The sequence below is a fragment of the Acinetobacter nectaris CIP 110549 genome (assembly GCF_000488215.1).
In the GTDB taxonomy this organism is placed as follows: Bacteria; Pseudomonadota; Gammaproteobacteria; order Pseudomonadales; family Moraxellaceae; genus Acinetobacter; species Acinetobacter nectaris.
Genome location: NZ_KI530735.1, coordinates 168,869 through 181,657 on the forward strand (window position 1 = coordinate 168,869; position 12,789 = coordinate 181,657).

The window sequence follows — 12,789 nt, forward strand, 5'->3', positions numbered from 1 at the left end:
ACAGCGCTATGTTAGCCATTCACCATAATACCGCCATTGATATGCAGTGTTTGACCTGTAATATATGAACCATCTTCACTTGCAAGGAAAACAAAGCTTGGACCAACTTCATGAGGTAGGCCATAGCGTTGCATTGGTGTATCTTTACCTAAGTCATCTAGCTTAGACTTATCTACATCGCTCCATGTACCTTGAATTGGTGTAAGAATTGGACCTGGTGCAATAGAGTTAATGCGAATCCCTTTATGTGCAACTTGGTTTGAAAGCGCACGAGTGAAGCTAATCATTGCACCTTTTGTAGATGAATAATCAACCAATTCTTTTAAACCAATGTAAGCATTTACAGAAGCGACATTAATAATAGAGTCACCTTCTTTAAACTGTGGTAAGAAGATTTTACTTAAATAGAACATTGCATCTAGATTGATGCTAAACGTTTTCTTCCACTGTTCATCTGATATATCTGCAAGATTATTTTTTGGAAATTGAGCACCTGCATTGTTTACAAGAACATCTACTTTGCCAAAATCACGCAGTACATTGTTTGCAAATTCTTGTGTTTTTTCTTTATCTCCAAGGTCTACTTCATAAACACGGCATGTTCTGCCAAGCTTTTCAATCCATTCTTTCACAGACGCAGCTTGTGCTTGAGAAGATGTATAGCTTGTAATTGCAATATCTGCACCTTCAGTAGCTGCATGCATAGACATTGCACGACCAATACCTGTGCCCCCACCAGTAATTACAACAACTTTTCCTGCAAGCTTTCCTGTACCTTTATAGCTTTCACGAATAAAGTTGTGAACTTGTTCAACGCTTCTTAAATCTGGATTAGACATAAACGTCCTCCGTTATCATTTTCATTAAAAGTGTTATTTTGACGATAAAACTTTGAGCCACTAAATGTGAGATGAGTCAAAGAATATTTATAAAGTTCTTTCTTACTATACAAACTTAAATATTAGTATAAAGCGTTCTCTAAAAAATTGGTGACTTGTTAAAAAAACGAAACAATAGACTTATATGTGGTTTATGATGTGAACATTCATATTTTAGTATTAGGTGATGCTCAATGAAAATTGTTGCAGATGAGAACCTTGCCTTTGCATCATATTTCTTTTCAGATATTGCAGAAATTCAACTACATGCAGGCAGAACATTACAAGCCAAAGACTTGGCAGAGACCAAAGCATTACTTGTGCGCTCTGTCACAAAAGTAAACGAAGATTTACTGAGAGATACTCAAGTTAATTTTGTTGGAAGTGCGACGATTGGTACAGATCATTTAGATACAGATTATTTAAAATCGCATCATATTCAATGGAGCAATGCAGCAGGGTGTAATGCACAAGCCGTTGCGGAATACGTTGTGACAGCATTGGCACACTTAAATATTCATTTCTTAGAAGCAAATAAGAATTTTACTTTAGGGATTATTGGGCTTGGAAATGTAGGTCGCCGTTTAGCTCATCTTGCAAAATTACTTGGATGGAATGTGGTTGCATATGATCCATTTGTTACCATAGCGGATGTTACACAAGTTGAACTATCGGCATTACTGCAACAAGCACATGCGATTTCAATTCATGTGCCTCTGACTAAAGGTGGTGATTATCCGACTTATCATTTATTCAATGATGAAGTTTTTCAATCTTTGCCTAAAGAAACCATTATTATAAATAGTGCACGTGGTGCAGTGATTTCAGAGCAAGCGTTGCTTAAAGATGTAAAGCAGACAGGGCGTTCAGTTGTACTTGATGTATTTGAGCATGAACCATTGATTAGTGAAGAGTTGCTCAAACATATTGCATTGGTGACACCACATATTGCAGGTTATAGTTTAGAAGGTAAAGCGCGTGGTACTCAGATGGTTTACGAAGCTTTTTGTAAATATTATCAATTTATTCCAAATAAAGACTTTAAAACTCAACTGCCTATATGTGAACAGTTTTTTGAGAAATCAGGTGATCTCAAAGACATTCTTAAAAAGTATATATTTGAGATATATCCAATTTTAGAAGATGACCAACGTTTGCGTGCATGTTTAAAAGATGGTGTTGTAGATCAGCATAGTTTTGATCAATTACGAAAAAGCTATCCGTTACGCCGAGAGTGGACATCACATGGAGCAGATATATCATGACTTTAAGCTATGCACCGACATGTGACATGAAAGCATTACACGCGCGTGCAAAAATGTATGCGCAAATTCGTCAATTTTTTAATGAAAGAGAAGTACTCGAAGTTGAAACACCTATTCTTTCTGCAGCAGGTGTAACGGATGTTCATTTGGCTTCTGTGACTGCAAATAGAAACTTAGGAGGAAGATTGAATACACACTATTTACAAACTTCTCCTGAGTTCGCAATGAAACGTTTATTGGCTAGTGGTAGTGGTGCTATTTATCAAATCTGTAAAGTATTTAGAGATGATGAACATGGTAAAAAGCACAATAGTGAATTTACGATGCTTGAATGGTACCGTCCTAACTTTTCATTAAAAGATTTGATGCATGAAACAGCAGATTTATTACAAGTCTGTTTGTCTGATCGCTTTTCAGAAATTAGACCACTTATTTTAAGTTATAAACATGCTTTTCAAGATCGCTTAGATTTGAACCCATTACAAGCGACAGTAAAAGAGTTAAAAGAAGCGACAAAGCGTGTGGGGATTCATATAGATTTAGGTGAAGATCGTCTTGCATATATGGATCTGTTATTTTCTCATATGGTTGAACCTAGTTTAGGTTTTGATACACCTGTATTTTTAACTGATTTTCCACCTGAAATGGCTTCTTTGGCGAAGACGCGTATAGATGAGGATGGGGAAGAGGTTGCAGCTCGATTTGAGGTGTATATTGAAGGGCTAGAGCTTGCAAATGCCTATGATGAATTGGTTGATGCGGATGTTTTACGATCGCGTTTTGTAGAAGATAATCAAGCACGTGAGAAGCAAGGTCTGAGTGCGATGCCTTTAGATGAGCATTTACTTGCAGCATTGCCAAATATGCCTGCATGTTCAGGTATTGCTCTCGGGATAGATCGCTTATTAATGGTCGCACAACATAAGTTTAAACTGTCAGATGTAATTACATTTCCAGCAGATATTGCTTAAAAATAATATATTGTCATTGTTCATATATGCATATCAACAATATGCCCATAATTAAAGAGATAATGTATCTCTTATTGAATATACAGTGATATGCAATGAACATGACAATAACAAAAAGTAGGTTATCACGTTTTGTATTTACGCTAAGCGTTTTCTCTTAGCGTAAATGATACATTTCATCAAAGTCATTTTGCTTCTTGCTCTGCAAGAAATTTTGCTTTTAATACTTCTAGGGCTTTAATCCTATAGGAAATAAGCATCTCACCAATATCGGGGCCTTTAACTTCTTCTGGTAAGTCATGTGCTTTAATACTACGAACACATTGAATTGCTTGTCGCATATAATCTGCTTGAGGGTAGGGTCTATTTTCTAAACCTAAGCGTCCGCGTGCATCACACTCACATGCTTGAATAAATTCTTCTACCTTTTCAGGTCTTCTTAGAACATCTAGGCGTTGTAGTAAACGCCAAAGTGTACCCGGTTTAAGTGTTAAAGCTTGATGGCACATAAGGTGTTCTTTACACACTGAAATGGCAAGTTTTTTCGTGTTTGTGGGAACTTTTAAGCGTTCGCAGACTTCTGTTACAGGTTTTACCCCACGAGCTTCGTGCATAATATGACGAGGCAATACATCTTTTGGTGTAAGTGCTTTTCCAAGATCATGGACTAAGACAGCAAACCGAACATCTAAACTATACTCATTTTTACAAGCTTGTTGTAAAGACATGAGTGTATGAATACCACAGTCAATTTCAGGGTGGTATTCAGGACGTTGAGGGATGCCAAAGAGTGCCTCAATTTCAGGGAAAAGGACTTTAAGTGCACCACATTTACGGAGTACTTCAAAGTATACATCTGCGTTTTTTTCTAAAAGGGCACGAGATGTTTCCTTCCAAACCCGTTCAGGTGTAAGGCTTTCAAGCTCACCAGAATCTGCCAATGTTTGCATAAGCGCAAGAGTTTCTGGTGCAACTGTGAATCCGTAACTTGCATAACGTGCAGCAAATCGAGCAATACGTAATACACGTAAAGGGTCTTCTACAAAAGCATCTGAAACATGGCGTAAAATTTTATTTTCTATATCTTTATGACCATGGTAAGGGTCATAGATTTGACCTGTTTTTTCATCTTGAGCAATCGCATTGATTGTAAGGTCACGCCGTAATAAATCTTGCTCTAGTGTAATATTTGGGTCTGTAATAAACTCAAACCCATGATACCCATGACCCTTTTTTCTTTCTGTTCTTGCAAGTGCATATTCTTCTTTGGTTTTTGGATGTAAAAACACGGGAAAATCTTTCCCTACAGCTTGGTATCCTTGTTGAATAAGCTGTTCAGGGGTTGCACCAACAACAACATAATCTTTTTCTTGATAGGGGTGGCCAAGAAGCTGATCTCTGACAGCGCCACCAACTAAATAAACACGCATGAAAAAACCTCTATTCTTAGCATCATCATGCATTAGAATAGAGGTTTGTACAAGTCTGAAATTCAAACCTTTTTAGTAGGGATGAATTATTCGCCTTGTTGTTGCTGAATTTCAGTCACTGTTACAGCAGTCATATTTACTAAACGACGTGTTGTTGCTGTCGGTGTTAAAATATGTACTGGTTTTGCAGCACCTAAAAGAATAGGGCCAACAGTAACATTGTTGCCAGCAGTTGACTTTAATAGATTAAAGGCAATATTTGCAGCATCAAGGTTTGGCATAATGAGTAAGTTTGCTGAACCTTTATAGCGTGAGTTAGGGAATGCAAAATGACGAATATTTTCATCTAATGCTGCATCACCATGCATTTCGCCTTCAACAATAAGTTCAGGCGCACGCTCAGAAAGTAACTCATAAACTTTACGCATTTTTTGTGCACTCTCGTCAGTTTGGTTACTACCAAAACTAGAATGAGAAAGTAGCGCAATGCGTGGTTCAATCCCAAAGCGACGTACTTCTTCAGCAGCAAGGACAGTCATTTCAGCCAATTGCTCTGCATTTGGATTTGTATTGACATAAGTATCTGCGATGAATAGGTTACGATCGCCTAGCATTAATGCATTGAGAGTAAAGAAGTTGTTCATACCTTCTTTAAGACCAATAATATTGCTCACAAACTCTAAATGGCGCTCATAACTGCTATATGTACCACAAAGCATACCATCAACTTTACCTGTTTTCACAAGCATAGAAGCAATAATTGTTGAACGACGACGCGCTTCACGTTGCGCATATTCAACAGTAACGCCTTTACGCTTCATGACTTCATGGTAGTTTTTCCAACACTCTTCGTATTGAGGGTTGTGCTCTTGGTCTACGATTTCAATGTTAATACCATTGTGTAAGCGTAAACCAAGTTTTTGAATATTGGCTTCAATTACAGCAGTACGACCCACTAAAATTGGACGTGCAAGACCTTCATCTACAACAACCTGAGCAGCACGAAGAACACGTACATCTTCGCCTTCTGCATAAGCAATACGCTTAGGCGATTTTTTCGCTTGCGCAAAAATAGGCTTCATAATGAATGCCGTATTATAGACAAATTCAGACAATTTTTGATGATATGTATTCATATCTTCAATTGGACGTGTTGCTACGCCTGAGTCCATTGCTGCTTGTGCAACAGCAGGTGCAATTTCTAGAATAAGACGCTGATCTAGTGGTCCAGGAATGAGGTAGTCACGACCAAATGCAGTTGGCTTTTCACCATAAGTAGATGTATCTGCTTCGACATGCGCCATACGTGCAATCGCATGTACACAAGCAACCTTCATTTCTTCATTAATTGTAGTTGCACCAACATCAAGTGCACCACGGAAAATGTAAGGGAAGCAAAGTGCATTGTTTACTTGGTTTGGATAATCAGAACGACCTGTCGCCATAATCACGTCAGAGCGAACTTCATGTGCATGTTCAGGTAAAATTTCAGGATCAGGGTTGGCAAGCGCAAAGATAATTGGGTCTTGAGCCATTTTCTTAACCATGTCTTTTGTTAAGATACCTGCTGCTGAAAGCCCAAGGAACATATCTGCATTTTCAATAACTTCATGCAGCTTAGTTTCAGGAATATCTTGCATATAGCGTTTCTTAGACTCATCTAGGTTTTCTCTAGATGTTGTAATAAGACCGCGAGAATCTGCAACAACGATATTCTCTTTCTTAGCACCTAATGCACATAATAAGTCTAAGCAAGAAAGTGCTGCTGCACCTGCACCAGATGCCACAATTTTTAATGACTCAATTTTTTTACCATTGAGTTGTAAAGCGTTAAGCAGTGCTGAACCTACAATAATACTTGTACCATGTTGGTCATCATGGAACACAGGAATATTCATGCGTTCACGGAGCTTTTTCTCAATATAGAAGCATTCAGGTGCTTTAATATCTTCTAAGTTAATGCCACCAAATGTTGGCTCAAGTGCTGCAACAATATCTACAATTTTATCAGGATCATTTTCGTCAATTTCAATATCGAAAACATCAACACCAGCAAATTTTTTGAAAAGAACGCCTTTACCTTCCATAACCGGTTTTGAAGCCAATGGGCCAATATTACCCAATCCTAGGACGGCTGTTCCGTTACTGATCACAGCAACTAAGTTGCCACGCGCAGTATATTTTGCTGCTGTAGATGGGTCACGTGCGATTTCTAGGCAAGGTTCTGCTACACCCGGAGAATAGGCTAGCGCCAAATCACGTTGATTGCTGAGCTGTTTGCTTGGCGTAACGCTAATCTTTCCGGGAGTTGGAAATTCATGATAATTTAAAGCTTGTTGTTTAAGTGTTTGATCGTCCATTTGAATCTCTTTAGTACAATTTAGTCTAGTGGTTTATACGACACTAGAACACATACAGTTTGAATATAGCATTAGTTAAAGGTTTAGCACAGCGATAAACAGACTAAAAATAAAAGTATAAAGGAGCTTAAATAGGCTTGCCTATGGCAAATAAGTTACTGTTTTGGTGAAAAGTGTTTTAAATAAACAGTCGCATTAGAAGAAGATAAAGGCTTGGAATAAATATAACCTTGAATGACATCACAGTTTTTTTGTTTAAAGAATTCGAGTTGCTCTTGAGTTTCTACACCTTCAGCAACAATGGTGAGTTCCATTGCTTTGCCCATCGCAATAATTGCATTAAGCACTGCCTGTTGTGATTTTTCATGCATATTTTGCACAAAGTAACGATCTATTTTAATAATATCGAAAGGAAATTCAGTTAAGTAAGCAAGAGAGGAATACCCTGTGCCAAAATCATCTAATGATAAAGCAATATGTCTGTTTTTGAGTTGCTGTAGTAATGATTGTACGTAAAGCGTTTTTTCAATAAGTGATGATTCTGTGATTTCTAATTCAATATATTTTCCATGAATATCGTATTTTTTGAGAAATGTATCTAGCGTATGTAGCAGCTGTCCACGGTAGAGTTGTTGTGGGTCAACATTAATTGAAATAGCAACTTCAGGCAGTTGTTGTGATTGCCAACTTTTTAATTGTTTAATGGATGCTTCAATAACATAACGCCCAATATCTGAAATAAGACTAGTCTGTTTTGCAAATGGCAGGAAATGTACAGGAGCGAGAAGCCCTCTTCGTGGGTGGTTCCAACGAATGAGTGCTTCAAAACTAGATACTTTATTATTTTTTAATGATATTTTTGGTTGGTAATATACTTCTAATTCACAGTTTTTAATTGCTTGTCTGAGTTCATTTTCTAAATTGATATTTTGAGTGTAAGTGTTATCTTTATCTTGAGCATAATATTGAACAGTATTGCCACCCAGATTTTGTGCTTGGCGAAGAGCATGGTTTGCATGATAGTTAATTTGGTCAAAATCTAAGGCATGTTCTGGATATAAAGCAACACCCAATGAAACCGTTAAAATAAGTTCTTGGTCTGCAAACTTAAATGGGTCTGTAAAACCAGTGATGATCTGTCCACAAAGTTCTTGAATACTTGGGCGAAGGTGGTTGAGCTCATAAACAATCGCAAAATCCTCTCTATTAAGATAAGCAACCATAAATGCATGAGGATTGAGTTGTCTGAGTCGTTTGGCAACATGTCGTAATAGCTCAGAGGTTGTTTTATTGCCTAAAAACTCCTGTAATGAGCTAAAGCGATCAATGGATAAATATATAATTGCAATTTTTTTGATTGTTTCACGGTTGTTAATTAAGAATTGATACAATTTATAATTGTAATAGAATCGGTTAGGAAGCTGAGTGGTTACATCATAGTTTTCTAAGTAGTCAAGTCTTTGCTCTTGTTGTTTGTAATCTGTTAAATCTGAAAATATGCCAACATATTGTAAAGTATTCTGATAATGGTCTTTGACAGCGTTGATATGACAACGAATGCTAATTTTTCGTCCAGAAATAAAGGTTTCCTCAAACTCACCTTTAAACTCTGACTTTTTGAAGAGTTGGTCTGTTATGGAGTAGTGTAGGCTTCGTTGTTGAGCATGATAGTCATCAGTAATATCGAAGAGCTTTTTACCGATTACTTGGTTTTTTTCTAAACCTGTCATGGTATAAAAAAATGGATTGGCATCTATATAATTAAGTTCGGCATCTAGTGTAATAATACCCACATCAATATGTTGCAGTATCTGAGACGAGTGCTCAATACGATCTTGGTTCTTTTTTTCTTTTTCAATGTTTTTGAAGATCCCTAACATTGTGATGGGTTCTTCATTTCTAGGGTCTACACGAATAACTTTACCAACGAGTGAGCCCCAAACCCATTGATCTTCATACCTAACACGGCATTGGCACTCGAAGAAGTCTCTTTTCTTGGTAAAGTGTTTTGTAAGTTGCTTTAAACAGTTTTTTAAGTCATTTGAATGAATAATTTTCCCTAAATTTGAAGATATGGTGGCATCATTTTGTAGGTTCGTAAAAAAATGATTATTTACTTCTAATTTACTTTCGCGGATATTCCATTCCCAAGTATGAATATATGAAGTTCTATTCGCTAATTCAATAATAGAGCTTTGTTTTTCAAAGAGGTTGTTATATTCATAGACATGTTTTTGAACACCATGAATATATTGGTTAATCAGGTCTTCATTCTTTAAAGTGAGTTCGTGCTCAATTTTTTGGCTTTCATTGAGCTTAATTGTTAAATCTTGCGTTAAGTTATGGCTTTTACGTAGTTTATTTTGGTTATAAGAAGCTAATTTCTTTTGTTGAATGACTTTCTTTGCACTTATTGTATGTGATCGATTAACACTAATTGCACATAAACAAACCACAATAAAAATAAAGTTTAATGAAACAGATAAAACGGGGCTTATGGAATGTTGTTGGATAGGTTGTATGAGTAAGACAGGAAAACATGTAGGTAATACAGCAAGGAAAAAATAAACAAGGCGGTGTGTAAGATAGCTAATAGAAGCCAATAACGTCGTTACTAATAATATTGCAACTATATAAAATATATCGTCAAACTGAATATGATAACTATGAAAAGGTAGATATATATAGAGTGCATACACCAATATACTTAGACCTATACCTATGCTTAAACAAATGCATTTATAAGCGAAATTAAATGTTTTTAGAGTGACCTTTTGAATTGAAAGTATTTTTATTGTGAGTAAAGCACCCAATAGAATAATGAAATTTAAAGCTGTTGTAAGATTGATATAACCGATACTTTCAAGAGAGCTAAAGTTGAAATTAATAACAATAAATATATTTACAATTAAGATACTATAAATAAAAGAGATAATAAGATTTGATGACTGCTCAACTTGATGTGCAGTAATTTCATTAGGCTGTATATCATTTTTTTTAAATGACATAGAGTATCCATGAGTAATAATAATCGTTATGGCATGTCTCAAACTAGCAAAGAAGCTTTGCTAGCTATGAATCACTTTTTCTGTTATGTACCTTATTATATAAGACCTTTAAAAGTAAAGTTTAAAATTGACAAAGCAACAATTGGAGCTGTTTCAGTGCGCAAAACACGCTCACCAATACACCAATTTTGAAAATCTTTATTATTGGCTTGCAGAATTTCATCTTCCGATAGTCCACCTTCAGGGCCAATGAGTAAAGCAAGCTCTGGTGTTGCATGTTGTAGAACATTCACTTGTTCTTTATTTGGTGCGAGTACAAGGCGGGTAGGGGGGAGTTCACTGTCTAACCAGTCTTGTAAGCTTTTTGGTGGCAATACTTTGGGAACTAAATTAAGTCCGCATTGCTCACATGCTGCAATAGCAACGGCTTGCCAATGGTCTATTTTCTTTTGATCACGATCATACTTTAATCGCATCTCACAGCGTTCACTAGTAAGCAGTTGAATTGTATGTACGCCTAATTCAACCGCTTTTTGTATTGCATAATCCATACGATCTCCTTTAGACATTACTTGCCCTAAAAGTGCATTAAAGTGCGGAGATCTGTTATCAGGTGAAAATAACTGTACATCTACAAAAGCATTCTTTTTATTAATTTCTACGAGTTTAACCGTATACTCTCCACCATTTCCATTAAAAAAAATCGCTTCCTCATTTAGTTTAGCGCGTAAAACACGCACCCAGTGATGAAAAACCGTTTCTGTAAGTTCAACACGTGTATTTATATTTAATGCTGTATCTATATAAAAACGGTTACTCATGAGGTATAGGACTCTTAAATATATATTTAAATTGAAGAATATCTTAACCCAAAAGTTTGTTGGGTAGATGATGCTTATAGTATAAAAACATGTGTGCTAAGTGCGCTAGCCTTATGCATGCGTTCGGACAACTTTAGTACAATTTAATAACTTGAGTTTTTATAGTTTGGATATGTATTCTACAAATAAAAAAATTATGAGATTCGCTTAATTTTTAGATAGGTGTTCAGATGCTTAAAATAATTATTTTGATACAGAGTGAAAATTGAGGAGCTATTGTAAAGCTCCTCAAGTGAAGTCTAGAAATATTTTAAAACAGCGATATGTTTATTCTTATGCTTAAACTTTGAAAAAGCATGAACTGCAGGGTAAAGACAAATACATAAAAGAATACTTACAAGCCAAACTGTAGAAATATCATTAAAGCCAAAGTATTTACCATGGTTTAAGCCAAATAAGTTTACAGCAAATAGGTAAAGTAGTTTAAGTACAAAAAGATGTAAAATATAAAAAAACATAGGCACAGAGCCAAAAATAATAAGCGGTTTAACCCATGACTTATTTTGAAACTTTTCTAACCATAAAAGTAGTAAAAGCCCAATGCCACCATTCCATAAAATGAAAAATAAAGAGGGTGGGTATTTGGTTAAATTTAGAAAACTCATAAGCGTTTCTAGAAAAGTTGGCATATGTTGCCATGCTTTATCGCCGTAAATATTGATAAATCTAAGTACGATAAACAATGAAATACTTGCAATTGCGGTAGTAAAGATCATTTTTTGGCGTTGCTTAACTTGAATATTTTCTTTAAACCATTTTTGACCAAAGCAGTAACCTAATAGAATGAGTCCAATCCATGGCAAGATAGGGTATGTTGTACGAATTTTTAAACCATTTTCAAAAGTAATCCAACCACGTTCATGAAGAATATTCCAAATGGGTTGGAATGCTGTATTTGCAAAGGAAACATGATCTAATAAGTTGTGACCAAATATAATGACTAGTGCGACAAACCATTGTCCTATCCGAGGTAAAGTAATTAGACCTGCAAGACAGATCATACTAATACCAATTGCCCAAATAACTTGTAAATAAATCGTTTGAGGTGGAAATTGACCAGTCCATGCAAAATTCACAATCACTAACTCTAATGCAATTAGGAATAAGCCTCTTTTTAATAAAAAAGATTGTGTAAGTCTGATGCTATTATTTTTTTGTTGGTAAAGGTATGCAGAAAGACCTGTGAGTAAAACAAAAATAGGTGCACAAATATGTGCAAGTGTTCGGCTTAAAAAAAGTGAAGGCTCGGTTTCACTAATAATCATTGGATCGGGAACTTGGTGGTGCAAGAAAAAAGTTTCCCGTACATGATCAAGCATCATAATAATAATGACAAAACCACGAAGTGCATCTATGGCATATAATCGCTGAGAGAGTTGAACTGACATGAATTAAATAAGATAAAATATAATATGTTATAAGATAACATAACATTTATATGAATCCTATTTGATCTATTCATTGTGATAAATAACTATTTGAAATAATAAGAAATTAATATATTTTAGATATTCATTGAAAGAATTAAAGAGATAAATGTGCAAATAAATAATTTTAAAATTGAAACTGAACAAGATATCCATGATTTAGCTCAGTTGTTTAATGCATATCGAATTTTTTATAAACAAGAAAGTAATTTTTTGGCTGCATATCAATTCATAGAAGCGCGATTAAAAAATAAAGATGCTGAGTTTATTATTTATAAAAATAATGAGAAGAAAGTCGTAGGATTTATTCAGCTTTATCCTATTTTTTCATCTATTTCTATGAAAAAAGCGTGGATATTAAATGATTTATATGTTCATGATGGGTTTAGAAGACAAGGCATAGCCGAGTTTTTAATGAAAGGTGCGATAGATCTAGCACAACAGACAGATGCAAAATTTTTAATGCTGGAAACATGTGTGACAAATAAAAGTGCACAAAGTTTGTATAAGAAAATGGGCTTTACAGAAGATAAAGAAACATTATTTTTGACATATAGTTGCCAATAAAA

The 12,789-nt window shown here is 35.4% G+C and carries 9 protein-coding genes; 3 read left to right on the plus strand and 6 right to left on the minus strand.

Annotated elements, in window-relative coordinates; genetic code table 11:
* Positions 1–11: 11 nt before the first annotated feature.
* Entirely contained in the window at positions 12–839 is an 828-nt protein-coding gene (locus P256_RS11160) for an SDR family oxidoreductase (protein WP_023273788.1), read from the minus strand.
* A 233-nt stretch (positions 840–1,072) separates the two neighbouring features.
* Between P256_RS11160 and P256_RS11165 the strand changes: the two genes are divergently transcribed.
* Together P256_RS11165 and epmA are read left to right on the plus strand one after the other, a co-directional pair.
* Positions 1,073–2,143 (plus strand): 4-phosphoerythronate dehydrogenase, encoded by a 1,071-nt coding sequence (locus P256_RS11165; protein ID WP_023273789.1) that lies wholly within the window; start codon positions 1,073–1,075, stop codon positions 2,141–2,143.
* Positions 2,140–3,114: an EF-P lysine aminoacylase EpmA gene (epmA, locus tag P256_RS11170; protein ID WP_023273790.1), complete on the plus strand. Its 975-nt coding sequence runs from the start codon at positions 2,140–2,142 to the stop codon at positions 3,112–3,114. The genes P256_RS11165 and epmA overlap by 4 nt, the downstream gene beginning before the upstream one ends.
* Before the next feature lie 185 nt (positions 3,115–3,299).
* Here epmA and P256_RS11175 read toward each other — a convergent pair whose 3' ends face one another.
* The 5 genes from P256_RS11175 to P256_RS11195 all read right to left on the minus strand — a co-directional run bounded on the left by P256_RS11175 (position 3,300) and on the right by P256_RS11195 (position 12,181).
* Complete coding sequence (locus tag P256_RS11175) at positions 3,300–4,544, minus strand: multifunctional CCA addition/repair protein (RefSeq protein ID WP_023273791.1); 1,245 nt, start codon at positions 4,542–4,544, stop codon at positions 3,300–3,302.
* 86 nt (positions 4,545–4,630) lie between these two features.
* The gene (locus P256_RS11180; protein ID WP_023273792.1) at positions 4,631–6,904 is read right to left on the minus strand and encodes an NADP-dependent malic enzyme; all 2,274 of its coding nucleotides are present in this window, start codon (positions 6,902–6,904) and stop codon (positions 4,631–4,633) included.
* A 155-nt stretch (positions 6,905–7,059) separates the two neighbouring features.
* On the minus strand, positions 7,060–9,912 hold the full coding sequence (locus P256_RS11185) for a putative bifunctional diguanylate cyclase/phosphodiesterase (RefSeq protein WP_023273793.1): 2,853 nt from the start codon (positions 9,910–9,912) through the stop codon (positions 7,060–7,062).
* Between the two features lie 95 nt (positions 9,913–10,007).
* Positions 10,008–10,733 carry a 16S rRNA (uracil(1498)-N(3))-methyltransferase gene (locus P256_RS11190; RefSeq protein WP_023273794.1) on the minus strand — a complete coding sequence of 242 codons (726 nt, stop codon included), beginning with the start codon at positions 10,731–10,733 and terminating at the stop codon, positions 10,008–10,010.
* Positions 10,734–11,032: 299 nt separating this feature from the next.
* Positions 11,033–12,181, minus strand: coding sequence for an acetyltransferase domain-containing protein (locus tag P256_RS11195; protein ID WP_023273795.1), 1,149 nt, complete (start codon positions 12,179–12,181; stop codon positions 11,033–11,035).
* Between the two features lie 150 nt (positions 12,182–12,331).
* On the opposite strand from P256_RS11195, the gene P256_RS11200 reads away from it, so the two are divergent.
* Positions 12,332–12,787 carry a GNAT family N-acetyltransferase gene (locus tag P256_RS11200; RefSeq protein ID WP_023273796.1) on the plus strand — a complete coding sequence of 152 codons (456 nt, stop codon included), beginning with the start codon at positions 12,332–12,334 and terminating at the stop codon, positions 12,785–12,787.
* Positions 12,788–12,789: the final 2 nt, after the last annotated feature.